General features: G+C 38.7%; 20 protein-coding genes and 1 riboswitch. Of the genes, 10 read left to right on the top strand and 10 right to left on the bottom strand.

Annotated features, from left to right (window positions below; genetic code table 11):
• Positions 1-19: 19 nt before the first annotated feature.
• The 3 genes from ABMA78_RS13215 (at position 20) to ABMA78_RS13205 (ending at position 2,602) form a co-directional block, all read left to right on the top strand.
• Positions 20-814 (top strand): hypothetical protein, encoded by a 795-nt coding sequence (locus ABMA78_RS13215; RefSeq protein WP_392860694.1) that lies wholly within the window; start codon positions 20-22, stop codon positions 812-814.
• Complete coding sequence (locus ABMA78_RS13210) at positions 787-1,686, top strand: CPBP family intramembrane glutamic endopeptidase (protein WP_392860692.1); 900 nt, start codon at positions 787-789, stop codon at positions 1,684-1,686. The genes ABMA78_RS13215 and ABMA78_RS13210 overlap by 28 nt, the downstream gene beginning before the upstream one ends.
• Positions 1,687-1,963: 277 nt before the next feature.
• The gene (locus ABMA78_RS13205; RefSeq protein ID WP_392860690.1) at positions 1,964-2,602 is read left to right on the top strand and encodes an HNH endonuclease signature motif containing protein; all 639 of its coding nucleotides are present in this window, start codon (positions 1,964-1,966) and stop codon (positions 2,600-2,602) included.
• A gap of 224 nt (positions 2,603-2,826) precedes the next feature.
• Here ABMA78_RS13205 and ABMA78_RS13200 read toward each other — a convergent pair whose 3' ends face one another.
• The 3 genes from ABMA78_RS13200 to ABMA78_RS13190 form a co-directional block, all read right to left on the bottom strand.
• The gene (locus ABMA78_RS13200) at positions 2,827-3,390 is read right to left on the bottom strand and encodes a hypothetical protein (protein WP_392860689.1); all 564 of its coding nucleotides are present in this window, start codon (positions 3,388-3,390) and stop codon (positions 2,827-2,829) included.
• A 76-nt stretch (positions 3,391-3,466) separates the two neighbouring features.
• Positions 3,467-3,970 (bottom strand): hypothetical protein, encoded by a 504-nt coding sequence (locus ABMA78_RS13195; protein WP_392860688.1) that lies wholly within the window; start codon positions 3,968-3,970, stop codon positions 3,467-3,469.
• Positions 3,971-4,048: 78 nt separating this feature from the next.
• On the bottom strand, positions 4,049-5,008 hold the full coding sequence (locus tag ABMA78_RS13190; RefSeq protein WP_392860686.1) for a hypothetical protein: 960 nt from the start codon (positions 5,006-5,008) through the stop codon (positions 4,049-4,051).
• Between the two features lie 203 nt (positions 5,009-5,211).
• On the opposite strand from ABMA78_RS13190, the gene ABMA78_RS13185 reads away from it, so the two are divergent.
• Entirely contained in the window at positions 5,212-6,336 is a 1,125-nt protein-coding gene (locus tag ABMA78_RS13185) for a DegT/DnrJ/EryC1/StrS family aminotransferase (RefSeq protein WP_392860684.1), read from the top strand.
• Positions 6,291-7,121, top strand: a complete 831-nt coding sequence (locus tag ABMA78_RS13180; protein WP_392860682.1) for a MipA/OmpV family protein — start codon at positions 6,291-6,293, stop codon at positions 7,119-7,121. The genes ABMA78_RS13185 and ABMA78_RS13180 overlap by 46 nt, the downstream gene beginning before the upstream one ends.
• A 10-nt stretch (positions 7,122-7,131) precedes the next feature.
• Here the strand turns inward: ABMA78_RS13180 and ABMA78_RS13175 are convergent, their stop codons facing one another.
• Positions 7,132-10,539, bottom strand: coding sequence for a hypothetical protein (locus tag ABMA78_RS13175; protein WP_392860680.1), 3,408 nt, complete (start codon positions 10,537-10,539; stop codon positions 7,132-7,134).
• Between the two features lie 59 nt (positions 10,540-10,598).
• Positions 10,599-11,465 carry a trypsin-like serine peptidase gene (locus ABMA78_RS13170; protein WP_392860678.1) on the bottom strand — a complete coding sequence of 289 codons (867 nt, stop codon included), beginning with the start codon at positions 11,463-11,465 and terminating at the stop codon, positions 10,599-10,601.
• 140 nt (positions 11,466-11,605) lie between these two features.
• Between ABMA78_RS13170 and ABMA78_RS13165 the strand changes: the two genes are divergently transcribed.
• Positions 11,606-12,976, top strand: a complete 1,371-nt coding sequence (locus ABMA78_RS13165) for an alanine/glycine:cation symporter family protein (protein WP_392860677.1) — start codon at positions 11,606-11,608, stop codon at positions 12,974-12,976.
• On the opposite strand, the gene ABMA78_RS13160 is transcribed toward ABMA78_RS13165, so the two are convergent.
• The 5 genes from ABMA78_RS13160 to asd form a co-directional block, all read right to left on the bottom strand.
• On the bottom strand, positions 12,977-13,783 hold the full coding sequence (locus ABMA78_RS13160; protein ID WP_392860675.1) for a hypothetical protein: 807 nt from the start codon (positions 13,781-13,783) through the stop codon (positions 12,977-12,979).
• A 75-nt stretch (positions 13,784-13,858) separates the two neighbouring features.
• The gene (locus ABMA78_RS13155) at positions 13,859-14,044 is read right to left on the bottom strand and encodes a hypothetical protein (RefSeq protein ID WP_392860674.1); all 186 of its coding nucleotides are present in this window, start codon (positions 14,042-14,044) and stop codon (positions 13,859-13,861) included.
• 8 nt (positions 14,045-14,052) lie between these two features.
• On the bottom strand, positions 14,053-15,618 hold the full coding sequence (locus tag ABMA78_RS13150) for a DUF1254 domain-containing protein (protein ID WP_392860672.1): 1,566 nt from the start codon (positions 15,616-15,618) through the stop codon (positions 14,053-14,055).
• A 91-nt stretch (positions 15,619-15,709) separates the two neighbouring features.
• A complete protein-coding gene (locus tag ABMA78_RS13145; protein ID WP_392860671.1) occupies positions 15,710-16,453 on the bottom strand; it encodes a phytanoyl-CoA dioxygenase family protein in 744 nt (247 codons plus the stop codon).
• A gap of 7 nt (positions 16,454-16,460) precedes the next feature.
• Positions 16,461-17,558: an aspartate-semialdehyde dehydrogenase gene (gene asd / locus ABMA78_RS13140; protein WP_392860670.1), complete on the bottom strand. Its 1,098-nt coding sequence runs from the start codon at positions 17,556-17,558 to the stop codon at positions 16,461-16,463.
• A 91-nt stretch (positions 17,559-17,649) separates the two neighbouring features.
• Positions 17,650-17,862, top strand: a riboswitch (Lysine riboswitch).
• Between the two features lie 105 nt (positions 17,863-17,967).
• Between asd and lysC the strand changes: the two genes are divergently transcribed.
• Genes lysC through ABMA78_RS13120 form a run of 4 tightly spaced genes read left to right on the top strand, consistent with a single transcriptional unit; the run spans position 17,968 to position 21,699 of the window.
• The gene (gene lysC, locus ABMA78_RS13135) at positions 17,968-19,338 is read left to right on the top strand and encodes a lysine-sensitive aspartokinase 3 (protein WP_392860668.1); all 1,371 of its coding nucleotides are present in this window, start codon (positions 17,968-17,970) and stop codon (positions 19,336-19,338) included.
• Positions 19,338-20,018 (top strand): 4-hydroxy-tetrahydrodipicolinate reductase, encoded by a 681-nt coding sequence (locus tag ABMA78_RS13130; RefSeq protein ID WP_392860666.1) that lies wholly within the window; start codon positions 19,338-19,340, stop codon positions 20,016-20,018. The genes lysC and ABMA78_RS13130 overlap by 1 nt, the downstream gene beginning before the upstream one ends.
• 29 nt (positions 20,019-20,047) lie before the next feature.
• Entirely contained in the window at positions 20,048-20,941 is an 894-nt protein-coding gene (dapA, locus tag ABMA78_RS13125) for a 4-hydroxy-tetrahydrodipicolinate synthase (RefSeq protein ID WP_392860665.1), read from the top strand.
• A 2-nt stretch (positions 20,942-20,943) separates the two neighbouring features.
• Positions 20,944-21,699, top strand: coding sequence for a 2,3,4,5-tetrahydropyridine-2,6-dicarboxylate N-succinyltransferase (locus ABMA78_RS13120; RefSeq protein ID WP_392860664.1), 756 nt, complete (start codon positions 20,944-20,946; stop codon positions 21,697-21,699).
• Positions 21,700-21,704 lie beyond the last annotated feature (5 nt).

The following is a 21,704-nucleotide window of genomic DNA, read 5'->3' as shown; positions in this document are numbered from 1 at the left end:
ATCATTAGGAGAGTGTTTCATGAAAATTATGCAATTTTCTATAGTTACAATTTCATTACTGTTTTCGATGCGTATCGTAGCACAAGACAGTTGTTCAAGTGTAAACGAGGTAACGCAGGAACAATTTGATTGCTCAATTGAGATCCTTAAAAACACAACAAGTAACACGAAACTTTCCCAAGTAAAGGCGCTAAATCTTTGCCGAGAATATTCACTAGATATTGAAAATATAAAGTGTGGGGTAGATCTATCACCACGAGATATTAAAGCGGGTATTGAATTATGCTTAAATTACACACGTGATCAACTAGAGTGCGGAAAAGACCTGAATAAAAAAGTTTCTAATTTAAATATCAAAGAAGCTGTAAGCTACTGTGCAAGCGAGGGCCAAGAAGATATTAATTGTTCATTAGATTTATCTGATAATAACTCAATATGGATACCTAATTCATTTAAGGATAATTTAGCAACTTGTAAGAAGTATTCAGGTGAAACTATTGAATGTGCAGTTACGACGAGCTCACTTCTTTCGACTTACGGTTTTAATTACAATCTAATGTTGTGTCATGAGTATGATTATGAAACAGTGAAGTGTGTCGGAAATATCTCTAACGAATCATCATTTGGAAAACTTATTACTCAATTTTTTGATACTGCAGCTCTTTGTAAATCACAAGGAGAGAAAGTTACCCGCTGTGCAGTTAAATATGCTGAAGATAATTCTTCGGTAACAGATTTAGTTAGTACAACAAGATTGAAAGAGAATCTGAAGAAAGGGTTTGTTCAATGCAATATGGTTACTCAGGTTCTATGATTAAAGATAAGAAGCTTTTTAAATTTTTGTTAATTACTTTTATTAGTGGTTTTCTTTGTCAGGGATTATTTCTTTATTATAAGAATAGTTTATTCCTAATTATAGCGATGTGGACTCCTGCGATTGGCCTACTGGGAGTTGGTGAAGAAGCTAAAGACGTTATTAAAAATCTAAGAGTTTTTTCTTTTAAATATATGGCACTCACGCCTATCGTTGCACTGACGCCATACATCCTGTCACAGCTAAGTTTTTATATGCTTGATTTAGGGTCATGGAATAGCGAAAGCTTTGTTTTGAGTCCCGATTTTTCCAGAATAGCTGAAGTTAAAAAGATTGGTTTAATGCTAGGGACAGGTGAGCAGTCATATTCATTCCTTGCTTTGAATCTATTTATAACAATTCTAATTGGAACTATTCCAACAACAATTATGGCCACTCTTGGAGAAGAGATTGGATGGAGAGGGTATTTACAAGATACTTTAACTAATAAGTACGGCTTTTTAAAGGGAACGATTCTCGTTGGATTGATTTGGGCATATTGGCATATTCCTGCAAACCTAGGAGGTGTAAATGGTGCAGAGAACGTTTTTCTGACTACTTTTATTACTTTCCCTTTAATTATTATTTTTATGAGCTTTGCCCTGGGGTGGTTTAAAATAAAGTCTAATTCAATTTGGGTTTGTGCTGTTTTACACGGAATAAACAATACGGTCTCAGGTATTTATCTAATAAGGCCATCTAATCCAAAAACTGGTGAGTACATTGAAATGATATTTAGCATTTTGGTTGGGCTAACATTTATAGTTATAACAATTATGCAAAATAAGAAGTCAAGCAAACAACATAGGCAAGGCCAAAGAGTTCAGTTATAGAGATTCTGCGGTAAGGGTTGTTGAATTCAAGGACTTGTAAATGAATTAAAACATTCTCTCTGCATCTTTAATCTTTTCTACAGTATGTAATCGTTCCTGATAAAAAATGGATGAAGTTCACTATCAAAGGACGGGAGTGAGACTTTAATTCAGTTAAAGGGGGCGCCCCTAAAGCAAATTTTCAAGGCGAAATATAAACTAAATTATACTCTTAGTTTTTGAATCTCTTAAAAAGCGTTGGTATTCTTTCATTATTCATACAATCAAGCGAGGTGATATGGATGACTCAAAGGACATCCTATACAAAAAACTAACATGCTTATACGAAGAACATAAACTTATGTTTACAGATGAGAAAGACTTCTGTGCTGAAATTTTCAGTGTAGCTGAATATATTCTTAGATTAAGAAAACAAAAGAAAAATTACTCAGCTGCTACTGAAAATTTAAATAATTTGAAAGAAGAAATTTCCTCTAAGTATATTGTAAATAGAGATGGGACTATATTTAGTAAAAGAAGGTCTAAGCTCTTGAGTTCGTGGATAACAAGAGCTGGATATGAGCAGTGTTCCCTAAGTCTAACAAATAATCAAAGTAAGACCATGTATGTACATCGACTAGTTGCTTTATTTCATGTAGAAAACTCTGGTAACTTTGACAGTGTAAATCACATTGATGGTAACAGGGCCAATAATTTCTACGAGAATCTAGAATGGGTATCACATAAGCAAAATCATTTAAGAAGAAGTCAGCGAAATTCTGGCGATACTTTTGGAAGTAATTTTTGTACAAGACAAAAAAAGTGGAAGGCTTGTTTACAAATTCATGGAGGCTCTTTTAAGAAACAAAAAGACGCAGATAAAAAATATAATGAATTACATAGAATAATTTATGGATATAAAGCTTTTAGAGAGTGACTTTTTCAGACGGGCTTAAGTGCTATAGGGGAAAATATTTTATATCATATAATATCAGTTATATGGGGTAAGGCCATATTATAACTTATGATAATGATTATAACCCCAATCTTTGCTGTGTTCACCTAGGCAATTTTTAACACAAGAAACGCGACAACTTGGTCGCGTAATTTATTTGAAGCTCTTAGAATCCATTTTAGAACGTCACTTTTTTCGTATTATTTCTAGCGACAGAAATTTGTTAGTTGATATAACTTCTCACATGCTCTGGCCGCTGAAAAACAATCTGACATATCACGTGAGATAAACATCTGTGATCCACATGAAAATTGGCCTAGGTCTTCAACGAAGATTTCGTGTGTTTTTTCTTCAACTAAACGGCCTTTGAAATATGCGCTCATTTTTATGATATTTTTGCCCGTGTGTAGCACAGGTTTTTTTCGCAAGTTTTTCTGCCAAAGATTCAGTGATTTTTTGGTACGTTGACTAGTCATATCGTAACGGAGAGTTTTTGATTTTTTTCTGCCTTTTTCGTCCGTGTATGACACGACGATTTTATCGGCCTCTAAATTTTGCCCCACAATGAAGTCTTCAAATCTTACGGGATATAGATGTCGTGTTTTACATCCGAAGGCCTTTACGGCCTGATTTGAGCCGTTGTCGCATTTGATGCCAACACCACCAATTAATGTCGCAGCTTCATAGGTATTTTGCACCGTATTTTCAAAATTTAGCGCGTATGAGTAACAGCTAAAAATAGCTGACAAAATGATTAGGGAAAGTTTCATGAAAAATCCTTCTTTTATAAAACAATAAGTAAGCAAAAATTATTTCATAAAAGAAGGGGATTTTTCAATCACTATTTTAGACACCAATTACGATATCATCGTCACCAGGTGCTTGTTTGATTTCAAAACATTCGACGCGGTACAGGTGGTCGTTTGACTCTCCTAGCGATTTGCGATTTTTAGCGCGGTCATAATGTCTTTGACTATATAGAACACGGGCCGAAATAGGCCATCTAGCATCTAATATATCAATTGCATGATCATCGGTTTCAACAACAGACCATTTCAAATAGCCATTTCCACCAATAATAACGTTAGAAAAAAGTGCGCGGCCATTGCCATAATCCATTAGCATTTTAAGGTCTGGACCCATGATATTATTATATTGCTCGTGAAATACTGAGTTAATTAGACGTCCAGCATAAGCACGATATGAGACTGGATTGACCTTCTTTTCAAAGATGTCTACTTGGCAACGAAATGCAATGTGATTTGTCGTTCCAAAGTCTACGGTTGCTGCGATTGTTGAAACTGCTGAAATAAGCGTTAATGCAATAGAGATTTTCGTTAAAATCTTCATTTGTCCCCCAACTGTAAATAATATTTAACAATTATTATGCAATTGGAGGCGAACTTAATAGTTAAGAAAACTTAAGATTTACTTATCTGTTGGGTTTAAATTTAGGTATAGATTCCCACGAAATAGGGTCATGGCACCACTAAGCGTATCCCCTACCTGATACTTACAATTAGTCCCTACGTAGCGCACACCTCTAAGCATAAGCTCACTCTCAGATAGCGGGTTTAAGTAGCTTCCCATCCATACATCGGGGTATTTCGTGCGAATATGACAGCCGAAATCTGTTGCTGTTACTTCGGTGATCTCAGCGACTCCTTGGGCCTCTTCATATTCATAGTCATACTGATATTCATAGCGCTCAGCTTGATATGACTTAAACCAACAATTTGGTCTTGGCTGATTTAGAAGTCCTGCTTTTAGTGTGTCCACACGGCACTGACTTTGTGGGTAATCATTAAAGATTGTCACTTTTGAAACATGATCTGACTTAGAATTGATATTGCTTCCAGGATAAATGACAGAAGCATCTCTAATGGCACTTAGGCCTCTTAGGCATGATTTATCTTGTTTGCACTCAGAAAGGTTCTCAGCGCTAATACCGGCCCTCTCAAAGTTATCAGAGCTATTTGAGGCAAAGTATTTCTTTAAGCATTCATTAGTCGCAAAATAATCCGATTGGGCCTCACTTGAGTATTTTTGAGTTGGCATCACTTTCGGATGACCACCGATAATATGGCCAACCTCATGACATGCAATAAGGGCAAAAGCATCTTTTGTAAGCTTGTTTTTGCGAACAAACTCCCCGTGAAAACTAAAGCGCACAGATTCAGAGTGTCTCTTATAACCAACTGATGCATTTAGGGTTTTGGATTCCCAATTAATATCGACTTGGCGATTCTTCCCCTGTGGTAAATGCTGGTCGTAGATATTTAGGACACTCTCGATGACCTCACGAAACTCTCCCTCTGAAGTGATCACACTAGAGGCAAGTAAATTAGTTGAAATTAGTGAAGTAAGTGCAAGTAGGATTGTTTTCATTTTATTTATATAGCAGATAATCTGAACGCAATGAGTAATGTTGAAATCTATATATAGTGGTGTACAGATTTTGTTGATCTTAAATAGTGCCTAAAATCCCCTATTTTGCCCCTTATATTGACTCAAATTTAACAATATTCGCTATTCCTAAGTCATATTCTTTCCCCTATAATGTGTCTAATTACTTAAAAATGCGAGGAAATATGTCAGTAAACGGCGTACCATTTATTACTTTAAATCGCTTTGAAGACGGGTTTCGTGAAGAATTCCTTTCAGGCGTTGAAACTTTATTTGATAACACACAATTTATCGGTGGACCTCAAGTTAACAAGCTTGAAGAGAAGCTAGCAGCTAAGACTGGAGCTAAGTATTCAGTTGGTTGTGCCAATGGAACAGATGCGATCCAAATTGCTCTAAGAGCAAGTGGAGTTGAAAAGAACGATGTTGTTCTTGTTCCAGATATGACGTTTTGGGCGACTTTTGAGGCCGTTGTAAACGTAGGTGCAAACCCTGCAACAGTAGACGTTAGTCGCGAAACTCTTCACTGGGATAAGGAAACTTTCAAGGAAGCAGTTGAGAAATTTAAGCCAAAGGCCGCTATTCTTGTTCACCTATACGGTTGGGCATGTCCAGATACGATGGAAATCAGACAAATTGCTGAAGAAAATGGCGTAATGCTAATTGAAGACGGTGCTCAGTGCTATGGGACGACAATCAATGGAGAGTCGATTCTAGGAACTGCTAAGATCTCAACGACAAGCTTCTACCCTGCAAAGGTTCTTGGGGCCTCTGGAGATGCTGGAGCAATCTTTTCAAACGATGAAACTCTAATTAATACTTGTCGCACGCTTATTAACCATGGGCGTACAAGTCACTATAGCCACGGCCTAATTGGTTGGAACTCAAGAATTGGTGCTTATGAAGCATTATTTCTAAACCTATCGCTTGAGCATATCGATGCTAGACTTGACTCTCGTCGTAAGGCAGTTAAGTACTACCAAGAAAATCTTCAGGGCCTACCTCTTAAGATGCAATCAGTTCCTTCTCACGTGGGTGAAAACGGTTACTGTAGTGTTGCCCTTATCGAGCCTGAGCTTAGAGATGGACTTACAGCTGCTCTTAAAGAAGCAAATGTAGGATTTGGGACAATTTATCCAGGTGCCATGAGCAAGCAAGAAGGTGCTCCTGCACACAGTGTTGGATCAATTGATCACGGTAATGCCGATTATATTAGTAAAGCAGTTTTAAACCTGCCATGTTTCGCCTATATCACGGAAGAAGAATGCGAGTACGTTTGCCAAGTTGTAAAAAATTATTTTTCAAAATAATCATACTAGGGGCCGTTATTGCGGCCCCTGCTTTTTCTAATGGGAGAACCGAAAGGATCAACGAATTAGAAAGGCAAAGAAGTAAGAGGCCAGCACCTACCAATCAAGTAGGTCTTGGAACAAGTTTCTCTTCTTCACTCTATAAAGTTGGAGATAAATTCGACATTCCTGTCGTTCCTTCAATTAATTACAATTATAAGAGATTTTCATTTCGCGGAATCGCCGCAAGCTTTCGTTTATTTCCCCTGACAAGCCTAACCCTAACTCCAGACTTCAACAAAGTCGAGGCCGAGGCCGGAACATATAACGATGGACTAAAAGAGCGTGATCGTTCTCTTGATCTAGGTCTAACATTCATTCTGCCATCTAAGTGGTTTATGACAAGATTTAGCTATACTCACGATATCAGTGGGCGCTCAGAGGCCAGCAAGTACTACGTATCAGTCTCTAAGGCATTTCCAATTGAGCCTTGGAAAGGTGAAAAGATTGTCCTTATTCCAGGTGTCACATACTCTCTGTACAGTGACAATTGGAGCCGTTACTATTTTGGTGTCTCGAGTGCTGAAGCACGCGCAGATCGCCCTGAATATACTCCAGGGGCCTCTCATCAGCTAAGTGCTAGGCTTATCCTAAATTACCCTATTGGCAAGAAATACGTGCTTAATAGCTTCTATTCGTACACGAAGTATTCTTCTGCGGTAGAAGATAGCCCCTTAACGAAAAGAGGCTATCGTGAAAGTATTTTTCTCGGTCTAAATTATATTCTTGGAGAGTCTACTCGCTAGATACTTAAATCTAGTCAAGAAACTCAAAGGCCTTCTGTGCAAAGAGTGCATCAGGTAGGATATAAAGCGTCCAGTCTGTGATATCACCATTAATAATCTTAAGGTTATTCTTCTTATAACGATTATTATATAAGCGGTAATATGGCCCAATAAAGCGCTCATCAAGTTCAGCTAAAACCCTGTGTGCATTATCTGCATAAGAGCTAACGCTACTTGGATGCTTAAGATCACTTATTCTCGTTAAGGCGTCTCTTAAGACCTTTGCAGCAGTTGCAATTTGCATAAGCTCGGCACCTGTTGTTGAGTAATTATCTGCATGAGTGTCCTCGTCATTTAAGACTGAAAGTGCATTGTAGCTATTAATAACCTTCATAAGACGATGCTTTAGTGAAAGCTTTGTGATGTCACTATTATAAAAGAGACGATCATATGCCATTAAGAAATCAGCTGGCGTCTTAAGCTTTCCATCTTTCACAGATTGAGAGATCTCATTTGCCTCTTTCATGATCAGGTAAAGCTCATGCTTATCAACTGTTGATGGATTAAAGACCATCTTAAAGTCAAAGTTTATTGTCTCACTTGGGTAATCGATCCCAATACCAATCTTGCGTCCTTTAAAGTCTTGATCTTGCACAAGAAGAAGATCCCATACAGGGCCTGCAAGGCGTGGGTTTAGTTGTAGTAAGATATCTTTTTTCGTCGTAAAGACTTTTAGATAATTATTAAGAGCGAAACCTGCAAGAGTTGCATTTCCATTTCTTTCATCTGTAGGGTTTAGCATTGGACCTGCAATCTTTAGAACAAGCTTTTTAAGGTTTGAGCCTACGATACCATTCTTTAGATTCACATCCCCTATCATGGCATTTAAAATTGATCCAAATAGTCCAGCATTCTTGGCCGTGCGACCAATTGATTCAAGCTCAATCTTAAGGAGTGTATTTCCTAAAAAGATCTCATCTTCATTCTTTTCAAGAAGATCCTTCTTATAATCCTTTAAGGCCACAGCATGAAGCTTGATTCTGGCACTAATTGATGAGCGGTTATTTTCAATAACAAAATTCTTGTCTTCGTTGCCAAAGATATTATTAAAGACTCTTGCACCAAACCAGCGCTTCTTCTTTTCAACTTGATTAAGGGCGATTGATAAGTATAGCTGATTATCTCCCTGTGATCTTACCGTTAGATCCTCAAGGATATTTACGCTTCCTTCTTCAAGGCCAGAAAGTTGCGCCTTTGCATCCTTCACCTGTGGCGCAATAGAGGCCGTAAGAATTGAGTTAACCATTGATTCAAATTCTCTAAGATTGATCTTAAATGAGTAATCAGTAGGGCCTTCGTTATTTAGGTCACCTGTCGTTCCCACAAAGTTTAGGCTATCTTTCTTTTCTGGACGACTATAGATATGAGATAAGAAATCCTTTGTTCTCACACCGTGTCCAATGGCCAGATCAATATAGGTCTTATCCATTAATTTATCGAAGATCGGCTCAATATTCCAAACTTGAACATTATTTTGAGCATAGAGAATCTTTTCACTTAGAATTGTTGGGTCTAAGTTAATCTGAAGTCTTCCTGTGCGACGATCGATTCCTAAAATATTATTAAAGAACTCCACAAGATTCTCTTCAGTCATCTCTTCAGGAATCGAATTAAATGGACTTTGAAGATCAAGCTTTTTAACAGCAATGATTTGTTCTTCAGTCTTTACTGTCTGAGTACGCTGAAAGTTCACTTTGAAGCTTTCTAACTTTTCAATAAGCTTTCTTTTTACTTCGGCCTCATCAACAACCACTTCGTCTTCTTTAGTCGCAAGTGGATCACTAATCAGGTAAGTCTTTAGGATATTTGCTGTGGCAAGCTTCGTAAACTCTTCAAGAAAGTATCCCTTATCTGTCTTAGGTGTTAGATGGATACGCCCTTGGCCGCTACCAAGAGTTGCATCCTTAATATCAAGCTCTAGAACACCTTTATCTCTCATATACGTATAAAGAGAAATCTCAAATGGAACAGAGTCTCCATAAGTTTTGCTATCTAGGCGAATATCTGGATTATTAAAGTCAATTCCTTCACCTTCAAGTCCCATTTCAAATAATGAATTAAGTTCAAGATTGACACGTCCTCTTAAGATTACGCCAGGTAAATGAGGAGCAAGAACGACATCTAATTCTTTAAATAGTGGCTCCTTATCAATCAGTTTGAAGTCGCGGAAGAAATTAGTAAATTGTGAGACAGCATTTTGTGAGATACGAGAGTTCACAAATGGCATCTCTGGGCCTTTGCGTCCTCCATTTCGAGTTTCCATATCCACAACGTGTCTAAGCTTTAGATCCGCAATAGAAACCCTTAGAAACTCATCTGCTTGCTCAAAGAATTTAATATTAGCAAGCTGTGGCTCATCAATAAAATAGAGATCCTTAAGGCTTAATGCTTTTCTCGCCTTTGAAATAGATGTTTTTAGTATCTCATTAATGATCATTCTTTCGCGATCATTCCAATTATAGATTCCTGTTGCCTCTAAAAATCTTGAATGCATTTTGGAGAGTCTAAGCTCTGTCTCTGCATTAAAACCATATGTCTTATATTCTTGTTCACGGAGTTTTTTAAGCTCATCAGCAGCAACTTTTCCTTCTGCCTTAACGCCTTTAATATAACTTAGCGAAGGGTTACCAATTCCACCTTCAATTAAGAAAGATGCCCCTTGCTTTGTTCCTTTTAATTTCTTTGGCCCAATATACCAAACCTGAAGATTCTCAAGGTCGCGGTAACGAGTCAGGCCGGAGAGTTTCATGAAGTTAAAACGCAGGCGTACTCGGTTATCTTTTAAAACGATTTCTTCGTTATCAAATAAATCTTTAATGACTTTAGAAAGATCTTCATCAGAATAATCTGTTGGAGCCTTATCGTCGGCCATAAAGTAATTTAGCAGGCTTCGGTTTCTTAAAAGTGCCGCCGTCACATTTGTTACAATATGCATACCATTTGTATAATCAACATCATCTAAGACAAATTTTTCAATACTGAGCTCAACATATTGGCCACGTACATATGGAGGAAATCCTAGAACGAGTGAGATTGAATGTTCATTTAAGAGCTTATCACCGGCCTTGTCTTCCATTGATAAGAGCATTGAGTCTGGAATAATCACAGTGGCATCAAGGTGAAATGTGCGATTAATTGGATCGAGATCGATCGTCGTAATTTCTTTAAAGCTTCCTTTTCCATCACCAACAAGCAGATCTTGTAAATCATAGCGCAGAAACTTAAGAGGCCACTTAAGTGAAACCAGTGCTTCTTCATTTCCCCATTCTTCATCGGCGCGGGAACTGATCGGTCCACTGTGCATTGGCCTGGCCAGCACTTGTGTCGAAAAAATAGTCACTGTCAAAAGAATTGCTAGTAGAAATTTAGATTTAAACACCTTATACCTCTCTCAATGATTTCTTAGGGGTATATGATGCAACTAGAATGCCAACTTTATTAATTTAGGTCATTGAGAAAATAAGCTGGAACTTCACGTATTGGCATACCACCAGCAAAGCCGCCCTTACTCATGCATTGAGGGTCCTGTGAGTCTTGTGAGCAGCGATTATAGCGTATACAATTATTTTCATTATCTCTTGTAAGAGACCAGCCTGAACCGAATGTGTGAACTCCAATAACAGCATTTTGCTCAACACTATAAATGGCAGAGCCTGAGTTTCCACCAAAGACATCGAGATTATACTCTAAGGTTTGGCCGTTATCGTATTCAACTTGCCCTTGATCGACTAATTTTAAAGGAGCACCAAGAGGACTGCCAGCAGTTAAAAGCTTTTCCCCTTCTTGGAAATGATTTGAAAGCTTTAAGGGATTCACATCCTCTACGGCCTCTTTTAATTTAATAATAGCGACATCCGCTTCTTCTTCCACATCAAAGAGAATATGAGTTACCTTTTCACACTCATAAACCTTCTTGTAATTCGAGTTTCCATTTGTGTAGTCAAAAACGAAAACAAAGTTTTCGCAAAAATTATACTGATCACCTTCGTTTAGAAAAACACAGTGGCCAGCGGTCATCATCTTATCTTTAGAAATTAGAAAGGAGCTACATTCTCCAATTGAGTTTTGTTTGGCAAATCTTTCATAGGCACATAAGTTTGAGCGCTCTTGAATGCTCTCAAAGCGTCCCAAGTTATCTTTATGAATTATGGCCGCTGTGGCATCTGAGACTATACTCTTACTTACTTCACGGCGATTATCTTCACCGTAAATCATCTTATTTGACGTTATGGTAACAAGATCGCGATCTTGATTATGACAAGATAAGAATATGGTTAAAAAGCATAAGCTTAGGATTAATCTCATATCGCTCAATATAGATTCCTTTGCCTTAATTATGGTTAATTTTGTAAACTCGTAATGGGCCGTAAAGTAATTGGCCATTTATGTCATTTTGTGGAAAAATTTTAAATAAGTTTTATTACTCAATTATCATAGGGAATTATATGGATATTTCTGTATTTCTTGCGCAAACTGTAGATATCCTCTGGGGCCTACCATTAGTGATGTTGCTTGTTGGTGGTGGTTTATATCTTGTGGCCATCTCTCGCTTTAAAATGCTTGCCGGCTTCATGCATGCGCTAAAGCTTATTGCAGGAAAGTATCACCACGCTCATGATGATGAGAGTAAAGGACAGATTTCACACTTTAAGGCCCTGACAAATGCCCTGGCCTCTACGGTAGGTATGGGAAATGTTGCAGGTGTTGCTGTGGCCATTTCTCAAGGTGGACCTGGAGCGATCTTTTGGATGTGGGTTGGTGCACTTATTGGGATGAATACGAAATTCTTTGAGTGTACCCTATCAGTTATGTATCGAAAAAATGACCACCACGGTGAAATCCAAGGTGGACCGATGTATACTATTATAGAGGCCCTTCCAAAGTATATGCACTTTTTGGCCTACTTCTTTGCCCTGGCCGGCCTAATTGGTACCCTTGGTATTTTTAACACCAATCAAATGGCAACCTTCATTGAAAGCAATTACAGTATCCCAACTTATATAACTGGGATTGCAGCTGCACTCTTGATCATCTACATCCTTATGGGTGGTGTTCGAAGAATTGGAGGGGCGACTTCTAAAATTGTTCCCGCGATGTGCTTGCTCTATGTTGGTTGTGCTGTTGCCATTATTTTCATGAATCTTTCAAGTGTTATGGATGTATTCTATCTCATATTTAATGAGGCCATCAATGGACGAGCTGCCGCTGGAGGAGTTTCAGGACTGGCCGTTGTACACATCTTTAAGACAGGTATTAAAAGAGCAACTTACTCAAATGAGGCCGGTGTAGGTTCAGCACCTTTGGCCCACGGAAATGCTAAAACAAGCGAGCCAGTGGCCGAAGGACTCGTGGCAATGATTGGCCCATTTATCGATACCATTATCGTTTGTACGATGACTTCAATCGTAATCTTAAGCTCACTTACTCCACAAGAATTGCAAGAATCAAATGGCGTTCTTATCACTCAAATGGCCTTTGTGAAGAATTTTGGTGTCATGGGATCTCACTTACTAGGTTTATCAATTATCCTCTTTGCCCTTTCGACTATTATCGGATGCTCAAATTATTGTGAGAAGTGTTGGGATTTCCTCTTTGGTGGAGTGCCTCTCTTAGGTGCAAGATTAACCTTCGCAATCTTTTACGCTTCAACAGTACTTCTAGGTGCAATCTCTGCTCCAGATGATATGGTCAATGCGATGGATATTGGCTTTGCCCTTATGGCCATTCCAAATATGATTGCCACAATTTGGTTGGCACCAAAGGTTAAGCATAAGATGGATGATTATTTTGCCAAGTATATTGGAAAGAAAGCTTAATTACCTTCTAAGAGTGTGTTGTTCGCCGTAAACCTCAGCACACTCTCCAGTGGCCTCAATACTTCGAATTGTTCGACTCCACTTGTTTTCAAATGGAATATCACGGCAGTCATTATGACTAACAGTTCTTCGCATAATGGCCCTGATTGTTCCCTTACAATTATCCGCTTCGATAAAGAAGCCAGTGGAAAAGAATGTATCGATTTCTTCAATGACATTGATATTAACTATTTTCTTGATACGCTTTTCAAGAAAATCATTCACCTCTTCTAAGCAAAGATTATCATTCTTAAGTGGAATTCTTTCTTTATCAAAACCTAGTTCAACGATTTCTTGCCCTTGTGGGTCCTCAGGCATCTTCTTAGAAATTTCATACTTATCCTGTGTTGAAAGATCGTGATAGCCTCTAATATGGTTCCAGCCATAGCCCCAAGCGTAGCCTGTGTGAAATGATGGATTACCACCAATATAGACTGCAACCTGCATGGCCTTACCAAAAATACTCGAGAATACATCTGAAACACATTGCTTGAGCTCTTCGTCGGCCTTTATTTTTTCCATTAGAGTTCCACCCATCCAGTAACTAACATCATGCTCGACACAGCAGTGTTGCCACAGTTTAGGAGCATTAAATGTTCCCTGAGGTGAAATTGATGAGCAACCATCTGTTTGAAATGGCCTTAGGTAATTATCAACGTTTCTCTTTGACAACACTCCATTATCAAAATCAAGCAGGCCATAATCCTGAGCATAGGAATAATTCACACTGAATATTGAGAATAGAATAAGTAGTAATAAGAAACGCATAGGCCAAATATAACAAAACCTAGCGTTCTTCTTGAAGATTCTAACATTTCTACATAGGTGTAAAAAAATGAGTCACTAGTTACGATAGAGGCTATGAGGCTTGGGCTTTCGCTTCTCTTGTTGTTTTTCTGAAGCCGACGCAGGTTCACGATCGAGCTTATCGCGCTCTACAATCATATAAGTAATCATGGCCACCCATAAGATGATGGCCACGACTGATAGGATAGTATTTCTGATCTTAAAAAAGTTCTTATAAACCATAACACCACCTACTTCATTGAGATCACTTTTGGTTCAACTGCCTCTATGCCTGGAACCTTCCATTTTAAATCGAGGATCTCTTTTGATGGAATATATAATCTCATAATGACATAGAAATTCCCTTTTGGAGTTGCCAGCCAATTGGCCTTCTGCTTTTCATCCATAGGCATACGATTTGAAAGATATAAGTCAAACGAGCCATCAGATTTCTTAGTTAGATTACTGCTATTATTTAATGAATAACGTTCGAGATCATTCTTAATGAGCATTTTGCTAACGCTATCATATACTGTGACAGACCAGAATGCTCCAACCTTAGGTTCACTCTTAAAGCGAATTCGATACATTTTAGAGCCAGCAAGCTTATTACCCTTTATATCGACCTCTGCCAGCGGATATAAGGCCTCCTTCTCGCCTTGCCCTCCTAGGTATGGATGGGAAACCATCGAGCGTAACGCATAATCATCCCCAAAATTATCGAGACCAAAGACATAGCTCCAACCATTGGCAAATTTCGTATTAGCAGGGTTTCTGATTTGTGCGGCCGCGACTTGAGGGCCATCATTTAACACTTGCACTAGGACATCTTGAACGGCCTGTGACAGCATCTCTTTCTTAAAACCGTCCTTAGTAAGGCCAATCTTTTTAAATTGTCCAAATAGGGCCTTCTCTTTATCACTAACAGGATTTACCTTTATATACTCTCCAAGCTCTTGAAAGAATCTTAGTGGATCACTATCACTTCCAATACGCTTTTCCAGCGGATAAATACGCACTCGCTTTTTATTTCCCAAGTATTCATCTAGTTCAGTAAGCTTATAATTATCTTGAATCTTATGAACCTCTGCAAGTTCCTTATCCATATCATCTGACTTCAAAATCTGTGTGCGTCCCCAAAGCCAAACTTTAGATGTTGGTGACTCAATGATTGTGAGCCCTGAAAGGCCTTTGTTGTTCTTGTACATCTCACTGGTATTTGGCGCTACAATTAAGTACTTCTGTGCATTCGTCCCGGTTGTTCTCGTCCCTACATACTTTATTAAGTTATGCCACATATCGAAGACATCAATCACATAGTAGCGGTCCTTGATTGCTGGAACAGAAAGAACCATTGGCGACTGATTTAAGTCTAGGACAGCACTTGAATAAAGTGTGTCTTGATTGGCCGTTGGCATATCTGTATCATTTGGCCCAGGCAAGCGTCTCGAGTGGCCGAATTCGTTTAATGGAGCACGGTAACTTGTCTCTGACTGCTTCTGAGTGACGTCTGTATAAGTGCGCGCGATATTTTCCATTCTCACAAGTGTTGAACCCCAAAGATAAGCATTTAAACCAAGTGAATAGGCCTCTTTTAAAAGTGGGTCATCTTTAACCGGAACAGAAGCAATTGATCTCTCGCCACCACCACGTTCCTTTCCGTAGTAGATTTTATCGATGGCCGCTTGAGAAAGATGCGTTCGATAACTTTCAGGAGTATTTGTTTGTACAAGATAAGTAACAGTCGATATCCAAGAGATAGCAAGGACTACCCCTAAGGCAGGAAAAAGATACTTTTGATAACTTGATTTGCTCATCGCTATTTCCTCGTTTTATTGTGTGCTTAGTCACAATATAGCGCAAGGAAGATAGCGATGAACTTAATAATCGTGAATTAAAGTTAAAAACTTAAAGTGTAAGACGCCTTCCATAACCAGCTCCAGGATACTCTCTCTTATTGGCACCTGGTTGTGCATAACCATTAATTAAAACTCTTCGAGGTGAATCTGTTTTATTAAGTGATGATGAGTGAAATGTATATGGCCCAAAGAAGGCAACATCTCCGGCCTTAAGTTTAAGATCAATAGCTGGAAGTTTTTCAAGAAGTTCATCAATAATACTTGGGTTTTCTTTGTAATTAAGATGACCTTGAAGATGTGATTTTGGGATGAACTTAAGAGGCCCATTAAGAGAATTCATATCATCAATGGCCATAACAGTTTGAACATAGCTTCCACGCCCATCGACATCCTCCCACATCTCCGTACCATAACGACGATGTTCACTATCTTGATGCCACTTGAATTCGACAATTTGTCCAGGTAGCTTAAAGTGTGCCTGATTAATAAGCTGAACCATTTCGTTTGATTCTAAAATCCTACTCACAACACTTAAGATTTTCTTGTCAGCACCAATATCAAGAAGATGTTCATCATAGCCACCACACCAAACGATACGGTTTAGTGCAGTCTTGTCAAAAACGAATTGTGCTAACTTTAGCATCTGCGTTTCATCAATCGTTTGAGATGCCTCGTATAGATTATCAAAAGAGCGCTTGATGCGTTTTATCTCAGAGTAATCAAAAAGGCCTTCGACAATGCAAAAGCCATTTTCATAAAAATCTTTAACTAATTTATTATAATCTAATTCCATAAAACTATTATAGCACGATATTAAGCATTCTTCTTAATGGCTCTGCTGCTCCCCAAAGAAGTTGGTCACCACTTGTAAAGATATTTAGGTACTCATCCCCCATGTGCATCTTACGAACTCGGCCAACCGTCGTTTTAAGCGTTCCTGAAACATAGCGTGGATTAAGCTTTTCACGAGTGGCCTCAGGTGTGTTTTCAACAAACTCAGTATACTCAGAAAAGTTCTTAATCATATCCTCAATTGTTTTTAGATCAACAGACTTATTGAGTTTAACTGTTAGAGCTTGAGAATGTGATCTCAATGCACCAACTCTTACACATGTTCCATCAATAGCAATTGGGTTCTCTGATCGTCCAAGAATTTTATTTGTTTCGCTAAATGCTTTCCATTCTTCGCGTGTCTGGCCATCTTCGACAGCACTGTCAATCCAAGGGATTAAGTTAAGTGCTAGAGGCACACCAAAGCAATCACTATCAAGTTCATTGCTTTTTAAGAGATTTGAGATATTTTGATCGAGTTGTAGAATTGGCCCATCCATTAGAGGCTTGGCCATATTTCCAATGACTTCCATTTGAGTTAGAAGCTCTTTCATGTGGCGAGCGCCACCACCTGAAGCTGCTTGATAAGACATTGCACTCATCCATTCAACAAGGCCTTCCTGGAAGAGACTTCCAATTCCCATAAGCATTAAACTAACGGTACAGTTTCCGCCTACGAAGTTTTTAATTCCATCGTTAAGGGCCTTATCAATTATATCGCGGTTTACAGGATCAAGAATGATGAGAGAGTCATCATCCATTCTCTTTGCCGAAGCGGCATCAATCCAAAAGCCTGGCCAATTTACCTTTTCTAGCTCTGGGCGTACTTGCTTTGTATAATCACCACCTTGGCAAGAGATGATAATATCCATATCTGCAAGCTCAGAGATATTATTTGCATCCTTAAGAGTATGGGTCGCATTGTAAAGAAGTGGCCCAGCTTGTCCTGCTTGAGAAGTTGAAAAGAAATAAGGATCAATCTTGGCAAAGTCTCCTTCGCTCTCCATTCGTTCTAAAAGAACTGAACCTACCATTCCACGCCAACCAATAATTCCTACTTTTTTCATATGTATCTCCACAGGCTACGGCCTTTTTTATTTAATTATGGCCAAAATTATAAATGTATAGACATCAATGTGTCTATCCACTACAATTAATTTCAATTGAAGAGGCGCAGTGTTCAGAGCGTGTTGATAAGGGTGCACAACTATTTTAGTCCGTTATCAGTCAACACAATGGGAATATTGCCGAAATAAGGCCAGAGTGTGCAGCTCGTCTTATTGGTCACTAAGGGAGAAGCCTTAGGACTGTCATATAGTAAATTTTAATTAACGAAATTAGGATTTAGTTATGTGGAGAGCTTCAAATGCAAATGTTAGCTTATTTCTTTTAGCTAGATGTTTTTTGCATTTCTTTATTCTCCTACATACAATTATCTTAATTTTAAAACTTTAAACGTTTTTACTTTGGAGACTTATGTCAACTCAAACAAATGAAGTTATTGTTGCGAAATTTGGTGGATCATCCATGGCAAATCTAGAGGCCATGACTCGTAGTGCACAGATTAGTGTCAATAAGGGCGCCAACATGGTCGTCGTTTCGGCCGTCTACGGTGTTACGAACCTGCTTGTGGAGATCTCAAAGAAAGCACCTGCTGGTGACGAGGCCCGAGTTAATGAGTTGATTCACGAAATTGAAAATAAGCATCGTGATATCCTCCAAGAAATGCAAGCTTCAGAAGACCTAAGAGATGACGTTACCCAACTTCTTTCAGAAGTGAATATGATCGCCAAGGGAATGCTTCTTCTAAGAGAATGCTCAGATCGTGCTTATGACTCACTTGTTAGTCTTGGTGAGCGACTTTCTTCCCTTGTCTTCAGCGAAGTTCTCGCTCGTATTAATGAACAGTCAGCTTCAAATAAGAAAGTTGAATTATTTGATATTCGCCAAGTCCTTGTAACGGATGATAGCTTTACAAAGGCCTCTCCTGATATTGAGGCGACAAGGGCCCGTGCAGACCAGTTATTGGTAAACGCAAAATATGGCGATATTGTCTATGTTTCACAGGGTTTCATTGGCGCAACTAGTGAAGGTCTAACAACAACATTAGGACGTGGTGGTTCTGATTATTCAGCGGCCCTCGTTGCAGAGGCCATGGGTGCTGACACTCTTCAAATTTGGACAGATGTTGCAGGTATTGCAACAACAGATCCACGAATTGTTAAAGAAGCAAAACTTTTAAACGAAATAACATTTTCTGAAGCGGCCGAGCTGGCAACTTTTGGTGCAAAAATACTTCATCCAACGACCTTAACTCCGGCCTTACGTGCTGGGATTAAGGTCTTTGTTGGATCGAGCTATGAACCTAATGAACCAGGTACATGGATTAAAGCTCAGACTCAGTCTGCGCCGTTAATTCGTGCCATGGCCTTAAGGCGTGAGCAAAGCCTGGTCACATTATCAACGCCAAAAATGCTTCAAGCACATGGCTTCTTATTTGAAATTTTTAAGATCTTTAACGAGTTTAAAGTCAGTATTGATTCAATCACAACTTCAGAAATTTCAGTTGCACTTACTTTAGATGATAGTGCTTTATTAAATAAGAAGATTATTGATCGTTTATCCCAGCTTTGTAGCGTAAAAGTAGAAAAGGACTTAACATTAGTAAGTCTTATTGGAAATGAAATCAATCACACACCAAATATTGCAGCACGAATTTTTAACGCAATTGATGGAATTAATGTTCGTATGATTTGCTTAGGTGCCAGTAAGCATAATTTTTGTTTCTTAGTAGGTAAGAATGATGCTGACGGAACAATTCAAAGATTACACAAGGAATTCATTTAATGAAAATTGCACTTTTAGGAAAAGGAAAAACTGGCTCAAAAGTTATTGAACTATGTAAATCGCCAGAATATTCGCATATTGAATTAGAAGTTTTTGACTCAAAAAATCCTTTAAAGAATGAAGATCTTAATAGATTTGATATGGTCCTCTCTTTTTTGAATGGTGATGTATTTTTAGAGCACTATTTCAAATTATTAAGCGAGTCAGGAATCTGCGTAGTAACTGGTTCTACTGGTTTTGCATGGACTACTGAGTTAGTTAGCAAGATAAAAGCTCCTTGGATTAAGGCCACAAACTTTAGCCTAGGCATGAATTTAGCAAAAGAGATGATTCGTATTGCGGCCAAGGCACAAGCTCTCTTTCCTGCTAGTGATCTCAAGTATGAAATCCATGAAGTTCATCATACAAAGAAATTAGATGCTCCTAGTGGTACTGCCCTTTCATGGCAAGAATGGTTAGAAAAAGACTCAACTATTACCAGTGAAAGAACTGGAGATATTATTGGAATTCACGAATTAAAGATTGATACTCCAAATGAATATATTACAATTAAACACGAAGCTAAGGATCGTAAAATTTTTGCAGCAGGAGCTCTTTGGGCCTGTGAACACGTAAAAAATCTTAGTCCAGGACTACACGACTTTAGTGACATTGCACTACAAGTAATTAGAAAGAGTTAAAAAGATAACGAAATTAAGGAGCTATTTTAATGGCAAATCATGACTATATTAATTCAACACCTCTGTGGACAGCGGTCATCACTCCCCTAAACTCAGATCTTACAATTGATCTTGACTCGTTAGAGTCGATTTTAAGGGAACAAGAAGCTGCAGGAAATGGGATCCTAATTCTTGGATCAACTGGAGAGGCCTTAAACCTAAACCTTGAAGAAAGAAAGAATATCTTAAACTTCGTTATTGATCTTGATCTTAAGGTGCCATTAATGTGCGGTGTTGGTGGTATTAACCTTACTGAAACATGTGAGTGGGTTTCGTACTTAGATGGACTAAGTATTGACGCCTATCTTATGGTGACTCCTCTTTATGCTAAACCTGGAGCAGAAGGCCAGTATGAGTGGTTTAAAACCCTCATGGACGTCTCAAATAAACCAGTAATGCTCTACAATGTTCCTTCTCGCGCAGGGATTGAATTATCATTTGAGGCCGTTAAACGCCTAAATAAACACAAGCAATTTTGGGCCATTAAAGAAGCGAGTGGAAGCCCAGAGAAATTTGCAAAGTATATTGAAGCAGCTGGTGAGCTAGGGCGAGTTTATAGTGGTGATGATGGAATGTTACCTGAATTTGCACCTCTAGGGGCCAAAGGACTCGTTTCTGTCGCTTCAAATCCATGGCCTGCCCAAACACATGCATACACGGTTGCTTGCTTAGGCGGCGAACTAAGTGAAGAAGAAACTAAAATGTGGGTCGAATCAAGCAACGCTATGTTTGTTGCTTCAAATCCAGTACCTGCTAAATGGTTAATGAAAGAAAATGGACAAATCAAAGACGCAAGTCTTCGCCCACCACTTTCAATCAAAGATATGAAATTAGAAACTAATGTTTTAAACGCAAATAAAAATATTCAAAGTTGGAGAAAGTAATAATGACTGTAGACGAAATTTTAGCAGGACTTGAAAGTGGAACTTTAAGATCAGCATCTAAAGTTGATGGCAAATGGGTTGCTAACACTGAAGTAAAACAAATGATCCTTGAGGTTTTTAAGGCCGGAAAAAATGTTGAGCAATCAGAATTTGGTTGGCCAGGATTTGTCGACAAACACAATATCCCTGCTCAAAAATTTAGCGAAGATCGCGGTGTTCGCATGGTTCCAGGTGGATCAAGTGTTCGTCGTGGTGCCTATGTTTCAAGTGGTGTGATTATTATGCCTCCTGCTTATATCAATATTGGTGCATACGTTGATGAAGGGACAATGGTCGACTCTCACGCACTTGTGGGCTCATGTGCACAGATTGGTAAGAATGTTCACCTAAGTGCCGGTGTACAAATTGGTGGTGTTTTAGAACCTATTGGACTTGCTCCAGTAATCATTGAAGATGACGCTTTTATTGGTGCTGGTGCCGTTATCGTTGAAGGAATCCAAGTTCTTAAACGCGCTGTTATTGCTCCAGGAGTAATTCTTTCTAAAGGCGTTCCAGTATATGACTGTGTTAATGAAAGAAGATTAGAACCGGGAGAGCCTATTCCAGAAGGTGCTATCGTTGTTCCAGGAACTCGTCCTGTTAATGAGAAGCTTTCATGGGCAAGGGATATGGGACTATCAATGAATTGTGCCATGATTGTAAAGTACCGTGATGAAAAATCAGATGCCTCACTTGAGCTAGAAGCATTTTTAAGATAAGGCAA

Origin of the sequence: Halobacteriovorax sp. RZ-2 (genome assembly GCF_043196685.1) — a bacterium.
Lineage (GTDB): Bacteria > Bdellovibrionota > Bacteriovoracia > Bacteriovoracales > Bacteriovoracaceae > Halobacteriovorax_A.
Note: the sequence above shows the minus strand (reverse complement) of the source record. Positions and strands in the feature narration are given on the sequence as shown.

Excerpts from the sequence above, each read along its gene's own strand:
- ABMA78_RS13215 (WP_392860694.1), top strand. The coding sequence starts at position 20 with ATGAAAATTATGCAATTTTCTATAGTTACAATTTCATTACTGTTTTCG.
- ABMA78_RS13210 (WP_392860692.1), top strand. The coding sequence starts at position 787 with ATGCAATATGGTTACTCAGGTTCTATGATTAAAGATAAGAAGCTTTTT.
- ABMA78_RS13205 (WP_392860690.1), top strand. The coding sequence starts at position 1,964 with ATGGATGACTCAAAGGACATCCTATACAAAAAACTAACATGCTTATAC.
- ABMA78_RS13200 (WP_392860689.1), bottom strand. The coding sequence starts at position 3,390 with ATGAAACTTTCCCTAATCATTTTGTCAGCTATTTTTAGCTGTTACTCA.
- ABMA78_RS13195 (WP_392860688.1), bottom strand. The coding sequence starts at position 3,970 with ATGAAGATTTTAACGAAAATCTCTATTGCATTAACGCTTATTTCAGCA.
- ABMA78_RS13190 (WP_392860686.1), bottom strand. The coding sequence starts at position 5,008 with ATGAAAACAATCCTACTTGCACTTACTTCACTAATTTCAACTAATTTA.
- ABMA78_RS13185 (WP_392860684.1), top strand. The coding sequence starts at position 5,212 with ATGTCAGTAAACGGCGTACCATTTATTACTTTAAATCGCTTTGAAGAC.
- ABMA78_RS13180 (WP_392860682.1), top strand. The coding sequence starts at position 6,291 with ATGCGAGTACGTTTGCCAAGTTGTAAAAAATTATTTTTCAAAATAATC.
- ABMA78_RS13170 (WP_392860678.1), bottom strand. The coding sequence starts at position 11,465 with ATGAGATTAATCCTAAGCTTATGCTTTTTAACCATATTCTTATCTTGT.
- ABMA78_RS13165 (WP_392860677.1), top strand. The coding sequence starts at position 11,606 with ATGGATATTTCTGTATTTCTTGCGCAAACTGTAGATATCCTCTGGGGC.
- ABMA78_RS13160 (WP_392860675.1), bottom strand. The coding sequence starts at position 13,783 with ATGCGTTTCTTATTACTACTTATTCTATTCTCAATATTCAGTGTGAAT.
- ABMA78_RS13155 (WP_392860674.1), bottom strand. The coding sequence starts at position 14,044 with ATGGTTTATAAGAACTTTTTTAAGATCAGAAATACTATCCTATCAGTC.
- ABMA78_RS13150 (WP_392860672.1), bottom strand. The coding sequence starts at position 15,618 with ATGAGCAAATCAAGTTATCAAAAGTATCTTTTTCCTGCCTTAGGGGTA.
- ABMA78_RS13145 (WP_392860671.1), bottom strand. The coding sequence starts at position 16,453 with ATGGAATTAGATTATAATAAATTAGTTAAAGATTTTTATGAAAATGGC.
- asd (WP_392860670.1), bottom strand. The coding sequence starts at position 17,558 with ATGAAAAAAGTAGGAATTATTGGTTGGCGTGGAATGGTAGGTTCAGTT.
- lysC (WP_392860668.1), top strand. The coding sequence starts at position 17,968 with ATGTCAACTCAAACAAATGAAGTTATTGTTGCGAAATTTGGTGGATCA.
- ABMA78_RS13130 (WP_392860666.1), top strand. The coding sequence starts at position 19,338 with ATGAAAATTGCACTTTTAGGAAAAGGAAAAACTGGCTCAAAAGTTATT.
- dapA (WP_392860665.1), top strand. The coding sequence starts at position 20,048 with ATGGCAAATCATGACTATATTAATTCAACACCTCTGTGGACAGCGGTC.
- ABMA78_RS13120 (WP_392860664.1), top strand. The coding sequence starts at position 20,944 with ATGACTGTAGACGAAATTTTAGCAGGACTTGAAAGTGGAACTTTAAGA.